Origin of the sequence: Streptomyces sp. NPDC089424, from assembly GCF_044749345.1 — a bacterium.
GTDB lineage: Bacteria > Actinomycetota > Actinomycetes > Streptomycetales > Streptomycetaceae > Streptomyces.
The window spans coordinates 377,210-392,859 of record NZ_JBIVHU010000003.1; the positions used below are offsets into that span (position 1 = coordinate 377,210).

Below are 15,650 nucleotides of genomic sequence, written 5' to 3' on the forward strand. Positions count from 1 at the left end.
TCCTTATGTCGGTAGGCGAAGAGGTCCGCACGGAGCAGAGCAGGCCGCAGCAGAGCCTCGGCACGGCGGCCGCGCGGAACCTGGCCACCACGACCAAGTCCGTACCCCAGATGCAGGAGATCAGCTCGCGCTGGCTGCTGCGCATGCTGCCGTGGGTGGATGTACAGGGCGGCACGTACCGCGTGAACCGGCGACTCAGTTACGCCGTGGGAGACGGACGCATCACCTTCGTGAAGACCGGCGACCGTGTCGAGGTCATCCCCGCGGAGCTGGGCGAACTGCCGGCGCTGCGGTCCTACGAGGACGAGGAGGTGCTGACCGAGCTCGCGCACCGCTGCGAGCAGCGCGAGATCGCGGCGGGCGAGGTGATCGCCGGCTTCGGCAACCAGACCGACGAGGTCTACCTGCTGGCGCACGGCAGGGTGGAGAAGATCGGCACCGGCCCGTACGGCGACGACGAGAGCCTCGGTGTGCTCGCCGACGGCGCGTACCTGGGCGAGCAGGCGCTGCTCGACCCCGACGCCATCTGGGAGTTCACGGCCCGCGCCATCACCCCCTGCACGGTCCTCGTGCTCTCCCGGCAGCACGTCGAGCAGCTCGCCGAGCGCTCGGACTCGCTGCGGGAGCACCTGGAGGAGCGGCGCGCGCTCCCACAGCAGCGCACCAACAAGTACGGCGAGAAGGCGATCGACCTCGCGGCCGGTCACGCGGGCGAGCCGGACATCCCGCACACCTTCGTGGACTACGAGGCGCGACCCCGCGAGTACGAACTGAGCATCGCCCAGACGGTGCTGCGCATCCACTCGCGCGTGGCCGACCTCTACAACCAGCCGATGAACCAGACCGAGCAGCAGCTCAGGCTGACGGTCGAGGCGCTGAAGGAGCGCCAGGAGCACGAGCTGATCAACAACCGTGAGTTCGGGCTGCTCACCAACTGCGAGTACGACCAGCGGATCCAGCCGCACGACGGGGTGCCCGGCCCCGACGACATGGACGAACTGCTCAGCCGCCGGCGCGGGACCAAGATGTTCCTGGCCCACCCGCGCGCGATCGCGGCGTTCGGCCGTGAGCTCAACAAGCGGGGCCTGGTGCCGGAGACGATCGACGTCGGCGGCAACCGCATCCCGACCTGGCGCGGTGTCCCGATCTACCCCTGCGGCAAGATCCCGGTCACCGAGGCCCGCACCACCTCGATCATCGCGATGCGTCTGGGCGAGGCGGACCAGGGTGTGATCGGCCTGCGCCAGTCCGGCATCCCGGACGAGCTGGAACCGAGCCTGTCGGTGCGGTTCATGGGCATCAACGAACAGGCCATCATCAAGTACCTCGTGACGGCCTACTACTCGGCGGCGGTCCTGGTGCCGGACGCGCTCGGCGTGCTGGAGAACGTCGAGATCGGCCGCTGGCGGTGACCTGCCCGGTCCGAGTGTCGTGTCCCCGCCCGGCAGGGCGGGTACACCTCGGGGTACGCGCCCGGCCGGAGCGCAGGCGCCGCTGCCCGCCGACTCTCCGAGGGGGGACCTCGCTCGTATGACAGAGTCCGTGACCGAGTCGAAGGACCAGTCCCCGGCACCGGCCGTGCGGCGCACGGCCGGTGTGCCCGGGAGCCGGAGCCCCGTCGCGCCCCGGGCGGACGGCGGACCGGAGGCCCTCGACGGTCCCGAGGCCGTGGTGATCCTGGAGCGCGCGCGGGCGTCGGTGGACCCGGAGTTGCACGCGGCGATCGACTCGCTGCCCACCGCGATGCGCCGGGTCGCGCGCTACCACTTCGGCTGGGAGCACGCCGACGGCACGCCCGCGTCCGGCAACGCGGGCAAGGCGATCCGGCCGGCGCTCGTCCTCGCCGCGGCGTCCGCCCTCGGCGGGTCCCAGGCGCAGAAGAGCGCGGTGCGGGCGGCCGCGGCGGTGGAACTGGCGCACAACTTCACCCTGCTGCACGACGACGTGATGGACCGGGACACCACGCGGCGGCACCGGCCCACCGCGTGGACGGTGTTCGGCACCAACGACGCGATCCTGGCCGGGGACGCCCTCCAGGCGCTCGCCCTGCGCCTGCTCGCGCAGGACCCGCACCCCGCCTCCTCGGCGGCCGCCGCACGGCTCGCGTCCTGTGTCGTCGAGCTGTGCGAGGGCCAGCAGATCGACACGGCCATGGAGCGGCGCGGGCCCTCGGAGGTCACCCTCGACGAGGTGCTCGCCATGGCCGAGGCCAAGACCGGGGCGCTGCTCGGGTGCGCGTGCGCGGTCGGCGGGCTGTACGCCGGGGCGGACCCGGCCGAGGTCGAGGCGCTGGACGCCTTCGGCCGGCAGGCGGGGCTCGCCTTCCAGCTCATCGACGACGTCATCGGCATATGGGGCGACCCCGGCCACACCGGCAAGCCGGCCGGGGCCGATCTGGCGGCCCGCAAGAAGTCCCTGCCGGTCGTCGCCGCACTGTCCTCGGGAACACCGGCCTCCGCCGAGCTCGCCGAGCTGTACGCGCTGCCGTACGAGGGCGGAGACCTGGAGTCCACGGTGCTGGCCGTGGAGCGGGCCGGCGGACGCGACTGGGCGCAGGTCCAGGCGTCCGAGCGGATGGCACGGGCGATGCAGGAGCTGTCCCGCGCGATTCCCGACCCGCAGGAGGCCGGCGGACTGCTCGCCCTCGCCGAGTTCGTGACCCGGCGCAGCACCTGAGCGCCGGCGCCGCGAGAAGGACCCGGGCCGGCCGGGGCGTGCGGTTCCTGACCCGCGCGCCCCGGCCGGTTCCGGCTCGGGCGGGTCCCGCACATCCCCACGGTGTGCGGGGCCCGTCCCTGTCGCCCCCCCCGGCCGGAGCCGGTGCGCGTCGTCGGCGACGGCGTGCTCGTGCGGGCGAACAGCAGCAAGCGCCGAGCCGTCGTCCGCCCTACGCTGGGGGCATGGACAGCGCACAGCATGTCTGTCCCGACTGTGGACAGCCCGTCGATACGGTCGTCCGGCGCCACAAGACGCTGGGCGCGTGGGTCCCGGTATGGGTGGCCGGACCGTGCCGGAACCCCCACTGCGGAGCAACCGCCACGGAAGGTGCCGCGTCCGAGCAGGAGCGGCCGGCGACGCCCGCCACGGAAGAGACCGAAACCGAGACAGTCGCCAAGAACCCCTGAGAGCCTTGGCGGAGCCCCGGGGAGAGGCCCCGGACCAGTGCCCGGGAGATGTGCCGGGAAAAATTCTCCGACCAGGTGTCGAGAATCCCCGGTCGGCTCCGACGTCCCCTGCGAGAGCCGCCCGCGCCGGGTGGCCCGAGTGAAGGAGACGACGATGAAGTACCTGGTCATGGTGCTGGGCTCGCAGGCGGACTACCAGGCGATGCAGGGCAGCGCGTCCACGGACTCGCCGGCCTGGAGCGAGCAGGATCTGCAGGCCATGTACGCGTACATGAGCGCGCTCAACAACGACCTCGCGGAGAGCGGCGAACTGGTCGACGGACAGGGGCTGGCGGAGCCGGCCAGGACCCGGCTGGTCGGCCTCGACGCGGACGGCAAGGCCGTGATCACCGACGGCCCGTACGGCGAGACCAAGGAACTGCTGGCCGGTTACTGGGTGCTGGACTGCGCCAGCCTGGAGCGGGTCACGGAGATCGCCGAGCGGGTGGCCCGCAGCCCGCAGCCCGCGGGCGCCCCGGAGTACCCGGTGGTGATCCGGCCGATCATGGACGGCTCCGGCGACCTCGGCTGACCGGTACCGATGCACCGCACCGACGAGGTCGAGGACCTGCTGCGCCGCAACGCGCCGCAGGTCCTCGGCGCGCTCGTACGCCGCTACGGGCATTTCGACGCCGCCGAGGACGCCGTGCAGGAGGCATTGCTGGCGGCGGCCGGGCAGTGGCCCTCGACCGGGGTTCCGGACAATCCGAGGGGCTGGCTGATCAAGGTCGCCGCGCGGCGGCTGACGGACGCACTGCGCAGTGAGGCGGCGCGGCGGCAGCGGGAGGAGCGGGCGGCGGCGCTCACCCCGCGCGACGCGTTCACCGCCCCGGCCCCGGGCACGGACCGGGCGCCGCGCGAGGACGACACCCTGACGCTCCTCTTCCTGTGCTGCCACCCCGACCTGACCCCGCCCGCGCAGATCGCCCTCACCCTGCGCGCGGTCGGCGGCCTGACCACGGCCGAGATCGCCCGTGCCCACCTGGTGCCCGAGCCGACCATGGCCCAGCGGGTCAGCCGGGCCAAGCAGAAGGTGCGGGGCGTGCGCTTCGGCCGGCCCGACAACTGGCGGGACCGGCTGCCCGCCGTCCTGCACACCCTCTACCTGATCTTCAACGAGGGCTACACCGCCACCTCCGGCGCCGCGCTCCAGCGCCGCGAACTGGCCGGCGAGGCGATCCGGCTCACCCGCACGGTACAGCGCCTGCTCCCGGACGACGGCGAGGTGGCCGGACTGCTGGCCCTGATGCTGCTCACCGACGCCCGCCGCGAGGCACGCGCGGGAGCGCACGGGGAGCTGATCCCCCTCGACGAGCAGGACCGGACCCGCTGGGACAAGGCGGCGATCGACGAGGGCGTCGCCCTGGTCACCCGGGCGCTGTCCGGTGGCCGCCCGGGCCCGTACCAGCTGCGTGCCGCCATCGCCGCCGTGCACGACGAGGCCCCGTCGGCGGAGGCGACCGACTGGCGGCAGATCCTCGGCCTCTACGAGGTCCTCGTCCGTCTGGTACCCGGCCCGGTCGAACGGCTCAACCGTGCCGTCGCCGTCGCCATGGTGCGTGGCCCGCGGGCGGGCCTCGCCGAACTGGACGCGCTGGCCGGCGACCTGGGCGCCGGGCACCGCCTCGACGCGGTGCGGGGGCATCTGCTGGAGCGGACGGGGGAGTACGAGTCCGCCCGCGCGGCCTACGAGTCGGCGGCCGGCAGGACGCTGAGCCTGCCGGAGCAGCGCTACCTCAAGGCGCGGGCGGCACGGCTGAAGCCGTAGCGACGCGCGTCGTCACGGACGGGCGGGCAGCCCGCCCGTCTCCGGGTCCCGGCCGGTCAGGCAGTAGGTGCCGCCCGCCGGGTCGCGCATCACCGTCCAATGGGCGCCGGTGGCGACCGACGTGGCCCCGAGCCGCTCGTGTCCGGCGCGGGTGGCGGCGACGTCCGCGCAGGCCAGGTCCAGGTGGGCGGCGACGGGGCGTTCGGCGCCGAGCCGCTGGAGCAGCACCCGCACCGGCAGTCCGGCCGGCGGCCCGATCACATGGAACTCGGGGCGGCTGCCCGGCGAGGACTCCCAGCCGGCCAGCAGCCCGGTCCAGAAGGCCACCTCGGCGTCGTACGCCGAGGGCGGCACGTCGACGCACACCTGATCGAGCCGGCTGCCCCGCACGACGGGCGGCCGCGCCGACTCCCCGTGCCACGGCACGGCACACAGCGGCTGACCCGCCGGTGAGCGCAGCACGGTCCACCCCTCGTGGCCGGCGGCCACCTCGGCCCCGGCCCGCACCGCCGACGCGGTGAACGCGTCCACGTCGTCGACGGCGAAGTCGAGATGCGCGCCCCCGGGCCCCTCCCGGACGCCCTGGACCTTCACGCACGCGTCCGTCCCCGTGGCCGGCAGGAGGGTGACGAACTCCCCCCGGCGCGTGGAGAGCCGGGTGTCGGTGACGGCGGTCCAGAACGACTCGGCCGACGGGAGCCGCTCGGCGGGGCGGTCGATGAAGGCGTAGGTCCAGTGGATCGTCATGGCGGCGATCGTAGGCCGCGGGGCCGGTCGCGAGGGGGGCGCGGGCCGGCCTGGAGACCGGGGATTCCGGACGGAGCCTTTGCCTTTCGTTCAACGGCAGTTGGGGCGGGGCGGAATACGTAGATGTATGGACCACATCACGTTCCTCGTGGCGGTCGTCGTCGTCACCGCGCTCGCCTTCGACTTCACCAACGGATTCCACGACACGGCGAACGCGATGGCCACCTCCATCGCCACCGGCGCGCTGCGCCCCAGAACAGCGGTCCTGATCAGCGGCGTCCTCAATGTCGTGGGCGCCTTCCTGTCCACCGAGGTGGCGAAGACGATCTCGGGTGGCATCGTGGACGACTCCCTGGTCACACCGGGGATGATCTTCGCGGGGCTGGTCGGGGCGATCCTGTGGAATCTCCTGACCTGGCTGCTCGGCCTGCCGTCGAGTTCGTCGCACGCGCTGTTCGGCGGGCTGATCGGGGCGGTGTGGGTCGGCGCGGGCACGCACGGCGTCAACTTCGGCATGGTGGTCGAGAAGGTGATCATCCCGGCGATCGCCTCCCCGTTGGTCGCCGGCGTCGCGGCCCTGGTGGCGACGTACCTCGCCTACCGGATCACCGCACGTGCCCGCCGCGGCCCGGTCGAGCGGGGGTTCCGGGCCGGGCAGGTGGCCTCGGCCTCGCTGGTCTCGCTCGCGCACGGCACCAACGACGCGCAGAAGACCATGGGTGTGATCACGCTGACCCTCATCTCGGCGGGCGCGCTCGGCCCCGGCTCCGGGCCGCCCCTGTGGGTGATCGCCTCGGCAGGCCTCGCCATCGGCCTCGGCACCTATCTCGGCGGCTGGCGGATCATCCGCACGATGGGCAAGGGCCTGACGGAGATCCAGTCACCGCAGGGCTTCGCGGCGGAGACCGCCTCCACCGCCGTCATCCTCTCCTCGGCGCACCTCGGGTTCGCGCTGTCCACCACCCAGGTCTGCTCCGGCAGCATCCTGGGCGCCGGCCTCGGGCGACGGCTCGCGGAGGTGCGCTGGGGGGTGGCCGGCCGGATGCTGGTCGCCTGGATGGTCACCCTGCCCGCCGCCGCGCTGGTCGGCGGCCTCGCGGCGAGCGCGGTCACTCACGGCGGCACCCTGGGCACCGCGCTGGTCGCGCTGGTCGGCCTGGCCCTCGCCGGCGGGATCTTCGTCCTGTCGCGCCGCAATCCGGTGGACGCCCGCAACGTCAACGAGTCCCACGAGGTGACCCTGCGGGCCGCCTCCCACGACAAGGTCGGGACGACCACCTGAACCAAGGAGTTGAGCATCGATGCAGCTGCACTGGAGCGCGCTCGGCGAGGTCGCCGCGGTGAGCCTCGGCGCCACCGTGGCGGTGGTCGTCGTCTTCGCCCTCGGCGTCCTCGGACTCGACCGGGTGGCCGACGGGCGCGAGAAGGGACGCGGGACACCGGTACTGGCCCTGACCCAGGCGGGGGTGTGCTTCCTCGCGTGCGCGGCCGTGGTGGCGTACGGGATTTATCTGCTCGTGCCGCACTTCCACTGAGGCACAGGACTGCGACGGGGCCCGGCCGTCGTGCGGCCGGGCCCCGTCGTTCGCCCCTGACTGGCGGTGGTGCACCGACCGCCGGTCCTGTGCGAAGGTCAGGCCTTCTTGGTCTCCCAGAAGATCTTGTCGATCTGGGCGATGTAGTCGAGGGCCTTCTGGCCGGTGGCCGGGTCGGTCGACGCCTTGGCGGCCGAGAGGGCCTTCAGGGTGTCGTTGACCAGCTGGTGCAGCTCCGGGTACTTCTCGAAGTGCGGGGGCTTGAAGTAGTCGCTCCAGAGCACCGAGACGTGGTGCTTGGCAAGCTCGGCGCGCTGTTCCTTGATCGTGGTGGCACGAGCCTGGAAGTGCGGGTCGTCGTTGCCGGCCATCTTTTCCTGGACGGCCTTGACCGACTCCGCCTCGATGCGGGCCTGGGCCGGGTCGTACACACCGCAGGGCAGGTCGCAGTGCGCGCTGACCGTGACCTTGGGGGCAAACAGGCGGGAAAGCATGGAGCATTCCTTCCTCGTGATCGTCTTCTCAGGGGGGACATTACTCCCTGAGCGACTTGATTTCGCGAGTGCCCCCATGGGCTTAGGACAAAAGTCCGGGGTGAGACTGAGACTGGTGGAGGATCGAACCGGGGAGGTGCCGGGGATGCCGGAGCTGTCGCAGGAGACCGAGCGCGAAAGGGGCGTCCCGCCCTTCGGACTGGCCGAGGTGACCGGGCCGTCCATGGTGCCGACGCTTTACCACGGGGATCGGCTCCTGCTGCGCTACGCCGCGCGGGTCAGGCCCGGTGACGTCGTCGTGCTGCGGCACCCCTTCCAGCAGGACCTGCTCGTCGTCAAGCGGGCGGCGGAGCGCCGCGAGGGCGGCTGGTGGGTGCGCGGCGACAACGCGTACGCGGGCGGGGACAGCACCGACTACGGGGTCGTGCCCGACGAGCTGGTCCTCGGCCGGGTGCTGTTCCGGTACCGGCCGCGCAGGCCGGGTCAGCGCTCGCCGCTGGCGGCGCTGCGCTGGGCGCTCTCGGCGGCCAGGCCCGTGTTCTCCGTCCGGTCGGCCTCCAGGCGTTTGCGCGCCCGGTAGGCGGCCACGTTGGCGCGGGTGGCGCAGCGGTCGGAGCAGTAGCGCCGGGAGCGGTTGGTGGACGTGTCGAGGTAGGCGTTGTGGCACGGCGACGCCTCGCACAGCCCCAGGCGGTCCACGCCGTGCTCGGTGAGATGGAAGGCGAGGCCCATCGCCGCGATGGCCGCGTAGCCGGCTGTCGCGTTCGACGGGTGGTCCGCGAGGTGCATGTGCCACAGCGGGCGGCCGTCGTCGTCCCGGAAGTCGTGTCCGGAGATCTGGGGGCTGACCGGGAACTCCAGCAGCAGGGAGTTCAGCAGGTCCACGGCCAGGGTCTCGTCGCCGCCGTCGGCCGCCTCGAAGACCGCGCGCAGCCGGGCCCGGACCGAGCGGAAACGCGTCACGTCGGCGTCGGTGGCGCGACGGGCCGCGGACTGGTTGGCACCGAAGAGCTCCCGGACGGCCTCGACCGACGTCAGCGAGTCCTTGCCCCGGGCCGGCTCCTCGCTGTTGACGAGGCGTACGGCGTAATCCGAGTAATAGGCCAGTTCCACTTGTAGTCCTTACGGAGGGGCTCTATGGTCATGTCTGCGGTCGCGTAACAGCCGATCGTGCTTCCAGGGTATTACGTAGGCGGTTCAAGAAGGGGTTCCCATGACGACCGGCATCGGCACCGACTGGAACGCGTGGCAGGAGAGCTGGGACCGGCAGCAGGAGTGGTACATGCCGGACCGCGAGGAGCGCTTCCGGGTCATGCTCGACATGGTCGAGGCGTTCGCCGGCACCGCGCCGCGCGTGCTGGACCTCGCCTGCGGCACCGGGACCATCACCGCCCGCCTGCTGGCCCGCTTCCCGGAGGCCACCAGCACCGGCATCGACCTCGACCCGGCGCTGCTCACCATCGCCCGCGGCACGTTCGACGGCGACGAGCGGGTCTCCTTCGTCGAGGCCGACCTGAAGGACCCGGACTGGCCCGCGCGGCTGCCCCACACGACGTACGACGCGGTCCTGACCGCCACCGCGCTGCACTGGTTCCACGCCGAGCCCCTTCGGGCGCTCTACGGCCGGATCGCCGGGGTCGTGCGGCACGGCGGGGTCCTCATGAACGCCGACCACATGATCGACGAGGCCACACCCCGCATCAACGCCGCCGAGCGCGCCCTGCGCCAGGCGCGCAGGAACCGGGCGCAGCAGGAGGGCGCCCTCGACTGGGCCGAATGGTGGCAGCTGGCCGCCAAGGACCCGGCCCTCGCCGAGCCCACCGCCCGCCGCTTCGAGATCTACGGGGAGCACGCGGACGGCGACATGCCCTCGGCGGCGTGGCACGCGCGCGTGCTGCGTGAGCAGGGGTTCGCCGAGGCGCGCCCGGTGTGGTGCTCGCCGTCGGACGCGCTGGTGCTCGCGGTGAAGTAGCCACCGCGCACGCGAAAGGGGCGGTACGGGAAGTCCGTACCGCCCCTTTTTCACGCTGTGCCTGCCCGCTTACAGCACCTTCGACAGGAAGGCCTGCGTCCGCTCGTGCTGCGGGTTGGTCAGGACCTCGCGCGGGTTGCCGGACTCGACCACCACACCGCCGTCCATGAAGACCAGGCTGTCGCCGACCTCGCGGGCGAAGCCCATCTCGTGGGTGACCACGATCATCGTCATGCCGGACTCGGCCAGGTCGCGCATGACGTCGAGGACGTCACCGACCAGCTCCGGGTCGAGCGCCGAGGTCGGCTCGTCGAACAGCATCAGCTTCGGGTCCATGGCGAGGGCCCGGGCGATGGCGACACGCTGCTGCTGACCGCCGGAGAGCTGCGAGGGGTAGTTGCCGGCCTTGTCGGCGAGCCCCACGCGGTCCAGGAGCTCCAGGGCGCGCACCCGGGCCTGGGTCCGGCTGGTGCCCTTGACCTGGATCGGCGCCTCGATGATGTTCTCCACCGCCGTCATGTGCGGGAAGAGGTTGAAGCGCTGGAAGACCATGCCGATGTCACGCCGCTTGAGCGCGACCTCGCTGTCCTTCAGCTCGTGGAGCTTGTCGCCCTTCTGGCGGTAGCCGACGAGCTCGCCGTCGACGTACAGCCGGCCGGCGTTGATCTTCTCCAGGTGGTTGATGCACCGCAGGAAGGTCGACTTGCCGGAGCCGGAGGGGCCGATCAGGCAGAAGACCTCGCCGGTCCTCACCTCCAGGTCGATGCCCTTGAGGACCTCGACGTGGCCGAACGACTTGTGCACGCCCTCGGCCTTGACCATGGGGACGGCGCTGCCCTTCACCGGGGCGCCCGTCTCCTTGACCTCGTCGGTCTTCACGGTCGTCCCGGCCTCCGGGGTCTTGTCGGTCTTCTCGCTCATGCCATGCCTCCCTTCGGGCGGCCGAGGGACAACAGGTTGGCCTTGATCTTCTGCATCGGCGTCGGCGGCAGCGAACGGCTGGAGCCGCGGGCGTAGTACCTCTCGAGGTAGTACTGGCCGACGCTGAAGACCGAGGTCAGCAGCAGGTACCAGGCGGCCGCGAGGAAGAGCATCTCGGCCGGGGCACCCGAGGTCTGACCGATGTCCTGGGCGACGCGGAACAACTCGGAGTACTGGACGACCGAGACCAGCGAGGTCGTCTTCAGCATGTTGATGACCTCGTTGCCCGTCGGCGGCACGATCACGCGCATCGCCTGCGGGATGACGATCCGGCGCAGCGTCTTGGCGTGGCTCATGCCCAGCGCGTGCGCCGCCTCGGTCTGGCCCTCGTCGACCGCGAGCAGACCGGCACGGCAGATCTCCGCCATGTACGCGGCCTCGTTCAGACCGAGGCCGAGCAGCACGGTCAGCAGCGGGGTCATGAAGTCCGACCACTCGTCCCGGTAGAACGGGCCGAGGTTGATGTACTCGAAGACCAGGCCCAGGTTGAACCAGACGATCAGCTGCACCAGGACCGGGGTGCCGCGGAAGAACCAGATGTAGAACCAGGCGATCGAGGAGGTCACCGGGTTGTGCGACAGGCGCATCACCGCCAGCATGATGCCGCCGACGATGCCGATCACCATCGACAGCACGGTCAGCAGCAGCGTGTTGCCCACGCCTTCGAGGACGCGGTTGTCGAAGAAGTAGTCGGGGATGGCGCCCCAGTTGATGTCGCCCTGGGAGAACGCGTAGACGACGCCGCCCAGCAGTGCGATCGCGACGACGGCGGTGACGTACCGCCCGTAGTGCCGGACCGGGATGGCCTTGATGGCCTCCGGTCCGGCCGGGGGCGTGCCGGCCGGTCCCGTCGCCTTGTTGTCGATGTCAACAGTCACGGGTGTTGCCTTTCAGTGCCGCTGGTCGATGACCGCGCGGTCACTTGCCGCCGTTGATGGTGGCCTTGTCGACAGCGCCGTCCTCGACGCCCCACTTCTCTATGATCTTGTCGTACTCGCCGTTGGCGATGATCGCATCCAGGGCGGCCTGGAGGGCGTCGCGCAGCTGGGCGTTGTTCTTGGCGACCGCGATGCCGTACGGAGCGGCCTCGACCTGCTCGCCGACCAGCTCGAAGTCGTTGCCGCCGCCCGAGGTCTTCACCGCGTACGCCGCGACCGGGAAGTCCGAGGAGCCGGCGTCCGCGCCGCCCGCGCGCAGGCGGGTCTGGGCCTGCTGGTCGTTGTCGAAGGCCTCGATGGAGAGCTTCTTGTTCTTCGGGCACTTCGCGGCCTCGGCCTTGGCGAGGTCCTCGGAGACCGTGCCGCGCTGCAGCACGATCTTCTTGCCGCACAGGTCGGACCAGGTCTTGATGCCCTGGTCGTCGCCCTTCTTGGTGTAGATCGAGACACCGGCGGTGAAGTAGTCCACGAAGTCGACGCCCTCACCGACCTTCTTGCCGGTGTCGGAGTCGACGCCCTCCTGGCGGTCCTTGGTGTCGGTCATCGCGGACATGGCGATGTCGTAGCGCTTGGAGCGCAGACCGGTGATGAGGGTGTCGAAGGTGCCGTTCTCGAACTCGAAGGTCACGCCGAGCTGCTTGCCCATGGCGGCGGCGAGGTCCGGGTCGATGCCGACCGTCTTGCCGGAGTCGTCCTTGAACTCGACCGGGGCGTAGGCGATGTCCGAGCCGACCTTGATGACGCCCTTGTCGCGGATCTGCTGGGGCAGCTTGTCCGCCAGCGGGGCCGCGCTCTTCGAGGCGGTCTCCGTGGCGTCCGAGCCACCGCTTTCCGTCTGGTCACCGCAACCGGTGAGAAGCAGGGCGCCTGCGACCGCGATCGAGCCGACCGCTGCCAGCCTGGTGCGAGCGGCGGTCGTACGACGGGTGGAGCTTGCGGCCATGGTGGGTTCCTCCGGCGGATGGGTGATGTGCCGATGGGCGGCAGTTGCCGATGGGTCGACGAGAACACACAGCTTCGGGTGTCGCGACCTCGTGTGATTACGGCATCTTGCCATTCGGACTGGCCCATTCAGGTGACCCGTCATGTCAAAATCGGATAACGGGTGACCCCCGAACCAGACCACTCCGGTACATCACGACCGGACCTTCTACGGGAATACCTGCTTCCGGCCGCAAGATCTTCGGCATGTCTCAGGATGTGGATGTACGGAAGCCGGTGTTTGGTGGCCCTTGCGGCTTTGTCAAGGGTTTAGCGGGCGCTTGTCCCCCTATTCGGCCATGAGTCATGTCACCAGCATGTGATCTTCCCGGTGTGGACTCGTCGGCGATGCCCTCCGTCCGGTAAGAAGGTTCTTTACACCCCTCATCCGGGGCTCAGGGCGCGTGTGCGGCGCGCCCGTCGCGTAGCTGCCCGTACGCATCACCGACTGGGCCTGCGCGGTGCCCGCCCGCTCCTCACCAGGAGTGGAACCCACCCTCAACCATGAACACTTAAGGGGTCAGACAAAGTGGCAGCGGAGATCGTCAATCCTCGCAGCGACAACAGTGCGGAGAGGGAGGGAGGGGCGGAGCCCCTCGATTCCTTCGATCCGGTGTTCGCGCTGCACCGCGGCGGCAAGATGGCCGTGCAGGCCACGGTGCCGGTCCGCGACAAGGACGACCTGTCCCTGGCGTATACGCCCGGCGTCGCGAAGGTGTGCACCGCGATCGCCGAGCAGCCGGAGCTCGTCCATGACTACACGTGGAAATCGTCCGTCGTCGCCGTCGTGACCGACGGTACGGCCGTGCTCGGACTCGGTGACATCGGACCCGAGGCCTCCCTTCCGGTGATGGAGGGCAAGGCGATCCTGTTCAAGCAGTTCGGCGGGGTGGACGCGGTGCCGATCGCGCTCGCCTGCACGGACGTGGACGAGATCGTCGAGACCGTGGTTCGCCTCGCTCCCTCCTTCGGCGGCGTGAACCTGGAGGACATCTCGGCGCCGCGGTGCTTCGAGATCGAGCGCAAGCTCCAGGAGCGGCTCGACATCCCGGTCTTCCACGACGACCAGCACGGTACGGCGGTCGTCACGCTGGCGGCCCTGCGCAACGCCGCGCGGCTGACCGGCAAGACGCTCGCCGAACTCCGGGCGGTCATCTCGGGCGCCGGCGCGGCCGGTGTCGCGATCGCGAAGATGCTGGTCGAGGCCGGTATCGGGGACGTCGCGGTCGCGGACCGCAAGGGTGTCGTCTCCGTCGACCGGGAGGACCTCACGCCGGTCAAGCGCGAGGTCGCGGGCTTCACCAACAAGGCCGGGATCTCCGGTTCGCTGGAGGTGGCGCTGGAAGGCGCGGACGTCTTCATCGGCGTCTCCGGCGGAACGGTGCCGGAGGAGGCGGTGGCCTCCATGGCCGAGGGTGCCTTCGTCTTCGCGATGGCCAACCCCAATCCCGAGGTGCACCCCGACGTGGCGCACAAGTACGCGGCGGTCGTGGCCACGGGCCGGTCGGACTTCCCGAACCAGATCAACAACGTGCTGGCGTTCCCGGGGATCTTCGCCGGGGCGCTGCAGGTGCGGGCGTCCCGGATCACCGAGGGCATGAAGATCGCGGCGGCCGAGGCGCTCGCGGGCGTGGTCGGGGACGACCTCGCCGCGGACTACGTCATTCCGTCGCCCTTCGACGAGCGGGTGGCACCCGCGGTGACGGCCGCCGTCGCGGCGGCGGCGCGTGCCGAGGGCGTGGCTCGTCGCTGAGGCTCTTCGTCGGTGGCCCCGCCCTCCTGGGCGGGGCCGCTTCTCTTTTCGCCGACGCCCACGTGCTTCTTTCTTTGCCGACCCGCCCACCCGTTCGGGTGGCGCGGGCGACGGGCACCGGCGCGGGACCAGGGGTGTCCTGGCAAGTGGGTATGTGTCACAGGGGAGTGTGGTTCCGTCCGGGCGGGGGCGGAGCCTATCGTCGGGCTCATGTTCGCTGTCTACGCCGCCCGAATCGACCGCGACCAGCCGCTCGGCGGCCTGGTGTTGGGGGAGCGTCCCGCCCCCGAGGCCAGGCCCGGCTGGAGTGTAGTCGACGTCAAGGCCGCCTCCCTCAACCACCACGACCTCTGGTCCCTGCGCGGCGTGGGCCTCGCCGAGGACAAGCTGCCCATGATCCTCGGCTGTGACGCCGCGGGCGTCGACGAGGACGGCAACGAGGTCGTCCTGCACTCCGTCGTCGGCCAGACGGGACACGGGGTCGGCCCGAACGAGCCCCGCTCCATCCTCACCGAGCGCTACCAGGGCACGTTCGCCGAGCGGGTCGCCGTACCGACCTGGAACGTGCTGCCCAAGCCGAAGGAGCTGTCCTTCGAGGAGGCGGCCTGTCTGCCCACCGCCTGGCTGACGGCCTATCGCATGCTGTTCACCAACGCCGGCGTACGCCCCGGTGACTCGGTGCTCGTGCAGGGCGCCGGCGGGGGTGTCGCCACGGCCGCGATCGCGCTCGGCAAGGCCGCGGGGCTGCGTGTCTTCGCGACCAGCCGGGACGAGGCCAAGCGCAAGCGGGCCCTGGAGCTCGGAGCCGTGGAGGCGGTGGAGTCCGGCGCGCGGCTGCCGCAGCGGGTGGACGCCGTGATCGAGACGGTCGGTGCCGCCACCTGGTCGCACTCGGTGAAGTCGCTGCGCCCCGGCGGCACCCTCGTCATCTCCGGTGCCACGAGCGGTGACCGCCCCTCCCACGCCGAACTGACCCGGATCTTCTTCCTGGAGCTGAAGGTCGTCGGTTCCACCATGGGCACCAAGGACGAGCTGGAGGACCTGCTGTCCTTCTGCGCCGCCACCGGCGTCCGCCCGGTCATCGACGAGGTGCTGCCGATGGACCGCGCCCGCGAGGGCTTCGAACGGCTGGAGTCCGGCGAGCAGTTCGGGAAGATCGTGCTCACCAACGGCTGAGGGTTGCTGCCCGTCCCTGTGGCGGGGGGGGGGGGGGGGCCGGCCCCGGATTTTTTTGAAAAAAAATTTTAAACGTAGCCCAAGAACAAAAAAAATTTAAAAAAATACCCCAGCACCCGAAAACCCCACCCCGCCCGGGTT

At 70.9% G+C, this 15,650-nt stretch carries 16 protein-coding genes; 10 read left to right on the forward strand and 6 right to left on the reverse strand.

The annotated features are described in order from the left end of the window. Positions 1-5: 5 nt before the first annotated feature. The 4 genes from ACIP2X_RS16695 to ACIP2X_RS16710 all read left to right on the forward strand — a co-directional run bounded on the left by ACIP2X_RS16695 (position 6) and on the right by ACIP2X_RS16710 (position 4,932). Positions 6-1,412 (forward strand): family 2B encapsulin nanocompartment shell protein, encoded by a 1,407-nt coding sequence (locus tag ACIP2X_RS16695; protein ID WP_401673172.1) that lies wholly within the window; start codon positions 6-8, stop codon positions 1,410-1,412. Between the two features lie 118 nt (positions 1,413-1,530). After that, positions 1,531-2,676: a family 2 encapsulin nanocompartment cargo protein polyprenyl transferase gene (locus ACIP2X_RS16700; protein WP_401673175.1), complete on the forward strand. Its 1,146-nt coding sequence runs from the start codon at positions 1,531-1,533 to the stop codon at positions 2,674-2,676. A gap of 603 nt (positions 2,677-3,279) precedes the next feature. Next, positions 3,280-3,696: a YciI family protein gene (locus ACIP2X_RS16705; protein ID WP_401673178.1), complete on the forward strand. Its 417-nt coding sequence runs from the start codon at positions 3,280-3,282 to the stop codon at positions 3,694-3,696. Positions 3,697-3,705: 9 nt separating this feature from the next. Next, a complete protein-coding gene (locus ACIP2X_RS16710; protein ID WP_401673181.1) occupies positions 3,706-4,932 on the forward strand; it encodes an RNA polymerase sigma factor in 1,227 nt (408 codons plus the stop codon). A gap of 12 nt (positions 4,933-4,944) precedes the next feature. On the opposite strand, the gene ACIP2X_RS16715 is transcribed toward ACIP2X_RS16710, so the two are convergent. After that, positions 4,945-5,679: a VOC family protein gene (locus ACIP2X_RS16715; protein WP_401673183.1), complete on the reverse strand. Its 735-nt coding sequence runs from the start codon at positions 5,677-5,679 to the stop codon at positions 4,945-4,947. Positions 5,680-5,806: 127 nt separating this feature from the next. Here ACIP2X_RS16715 and ACIP2X_RS16720 point away from each other — a divergent pair, with 127 nt between their 5' ends. Both ACIP2X_RS16720 and ACIP2X_RS16725 read left to right on the forward strand, forming a co-directional pair. Further along, positions 5,807-6,961: an anion permease gene (locus ACIP2X_RS16720; RefSeq protein ID WP_401673186.1), complete on the forward strand. Its 1,155-nt coding sequence runs from the start codon at positions 5,807-5,809 to the stop codon at positions 6,959-6,961. 19 nt (positions 6,962-6,980) lie between these two features. Continuing rightward, entirely contained in the window at positions 6,981-7,214 is a 234-nt protein-coding gene (locus ACIP2X_RS16725) for a hypothetical protein (protein ID WP_401673188.1), read from the forward strand. A 98-nt stretch (positions 7,215-7,312) separates the two neighbouring features. Here ACIP2X_RS16725 and sodN read toward each other — a convergent pair whose 3' ends face one another. After that, positions 7,313-7,708, reverse strand: a complete 396-nt coding sequence (sodN, locus tag ACIP2X_RS16730) for a superoxide dismutase, Ni (RefSeq protein ID WP_401673191.1) — start codon at positions 7,706-7,708, stop codon at positions 7,313-7,315. A 145-nt stretch (positions 7,709-7,853) separates the two neighbouring features. On the opposite strand from sodN, the gene sodX reads away from it, so the two are divergent. Continuing rightward, entirely contained in the window at positions 7,854-8,288 is a 435-nt protein-coding gene (gene sodX / locus ACIP2X_RS16735; RefSeq protein ID WP_401674474.1) for a nickel-type superoxide dismutase maturation protease, read from the forward strand. Here the strand turns inward: sodX and ACIP2X_RS16740 are convergent. Continuing rightward, a complete protein-coding gene (locus ACIP2X_RS16740) occupies positions 8,192-8,821 on the reverse strand; it encodes a CGNR zinc finger domain-containing protein (protein ID WP_401673194.1) in 630 nt (209 codons plus the stop codon). The two genes, sodX and ACIP2X_RS16740, sit on opposite strands and share 97 nt — an antisense overlap. Positions 8,822-8,921: 100 nt before the next feature. Between ACIP2X_RS16740 and ACIP2X_RS16745 the strand changes: the two genes are divergently transcribed. After that, the gene (locus ACIP2X_RS16745) at positions 8,922-9,680 is read left to right on the forward strand and encodes a class I SAM-dependent methyltransferase (protein ID WP_401673197.1); all 759 of its coding nucleotides are present in this window, start codon (positions 8,922-8,924) and stop codon (positions 9,678-9,680) included. Between the two features lie 69 nt (positions 9,681-9,749). On the opposite strand, the gene ACIP2X_RS16750 is transcribed toward ACIP2X_RS16745, so the two are convergent. The 3 genes from ACIP2X_RS16750 to ACIP2X_RS16760 all read right to left on the reverse strand — a co-directional run bounded on the left by ACIP2X_RS16750 (position 9,750) and on the right by ACIP2X_RS16760 (position 12,542). Next, on the reverse strand, positions 9,750-10,502 hold the full coding sequence (locus ACIP2X_RS16750) for an amino acid ABC transporter ATP-binding protein (protein WP_401674477.1): 753 nt from the start codon (positions 10,500-10,502) through the stop codon (positions 9,750-9,752). Between the two features lie 95 nt (positions 10,503-10,597). Continuing rightward, positions 10,598-11,539, reverse strand: a complete 942-nt coding sequence (locus tag ACIP2X_RS16755; protein WP_401673200.1) for an amino acid ABC transporter permease — start codon at positions 11,537-11,539, stop codon at positions 10,598-10,600. 40 nt (positions 11,540-11,579) lie between these two features. After that, positions 11,580-12,542, reverse strand: coding sequence for an ABC transporter substrate-binding protein (locus tag ACIP2X_RS16760; protein ID WP_401673202.1), 963 nt, complete (start codon positions 12,540-12,542; stop codon positions 11,580-11,582). Between the two features lie 567 nt (positions 12,543-13,109). Between ACIP2X_RS16760 and ACIP2X_RS16765 the strand changes: the two genes are divergently transcribed. Together ACIP2X_RS16765 and ACIP2X_RS16770 are read left to right on the forward strand one after the other, a co-directional pair. Then, a complete protein-coding gene (locus ACIP2X_RS16765; protein WP_401673205.1) occupies positions 13,110-14,333 on the forward strand; it encodes an NADP-dependent malic enzyme in 1,224 nt (407 codons plus the stop codon). Between the two features lie 210 nt (positions 14,334-14,543). Beyond that, positions 14,544-15,509 carry a zinc-binding dehydrogenase gene (locus tag ACIP2X_RS16770; protein WP_401673207.1) on the forward strand — a complete coding sequence of 322 codons (966 nt, stop codon included), beginning with the start codon at positions 14,544-14,546 and terminating at the stop codon, positions 15,507-15,509. Positions 15,510-15,650: the final 141 nt, after the last annotated feature.

Coding starts and splice junctions, on each gene's coding strand:
- ACIP2X_RS16695 (WP_401673172.1), top strand. CDS start 6: ATGTCGGTAGGCGAAGAGGTCCGCACGGAGCAGAGCAGGCCGCAGCAG.
- ACIP2X_RS16760 (WP_401673202.1), bottom strand. CDS start 12,542: ATGGCCGCAAGCTCCACCCGTCGTACGACCGCCGCTCGCACCAGGCTG.
- ACIP2X_RS16745 (WP_401673197.1), top strand. CDS start 8,922: ATGACGACCGGCATCGGCACCGACTGGAACGCGTGGCAGGAGAGCTGG.
- ACIP2X_RS16750 (WP_401674477.1), bottom strand. CDS start 10,502: ATGGTCAAGGCCGAGGGCGTGCACAAGTCGTTCGGCCACGTCGAGGTC.
- ACIP2X_RS16770 (WP_401673207.1), top strand. CDS start 14,544: ATGTTCGCTGTCTACGCCGCCCGAATCGACCGCGACCAGCCGCTCGGC.
- sodN (WP_401673191.1), bottom strand. CDS start 7,708: ATGCTTTCCCGCCTGTTTGCCCCCAAGGTCACGGTCAGCGCGCACTGC.
- ACIP2X_RS16700 (WP_401673175.1), top strand. CDS start 1,531: ATGACAGAGTCCGTGACCGAGTCGAAGGACCAGTCCCCGGCACCGGCC.
- ACIP2X_RS16705 (WP_401673178.1), top strand. CDS start 3,280: ATGAAGTACCTGGTCATGGTGCTGGGCTCGCAGGCGGACTACCAGGCG.
- sodX (WP_401674474.1), top strand. CDS start 7,854: ATGCCGGAGCTGTCGCAGGAGACCGAGCGCGAAAGGGGCGTCCCGCCC.
- ACIP2X_RS16710 (WP_401673181.1), top strand. CDS start 3,706: ATGCACCGCACCGACGAGGTCGAGGACCTGCTGCGCCGCAACGCGCCG.
- ACIP2X_RS16715 (WP_401673183.1), bottom strand. CDS start 5,679: ATGACGATCCACTGGACCTACGCCTTCATCGACCGCCCCGCCGAGCGG.
- ACIP2X_RS16720 (WP_401673186.1), top strand. CDS start 5,807: ATGGACCACATCACGTTCCTCGTGGCGGTCGTCGTCGTCACCGCGCTC.
- ACIP2X_RS16725 (WP_401673188.1), top strand. CDS start 6,981: ATGCAGCTGCACTGGAGCGCGCTCGGCGAGGTCGCCGCGGTGAGCCTC.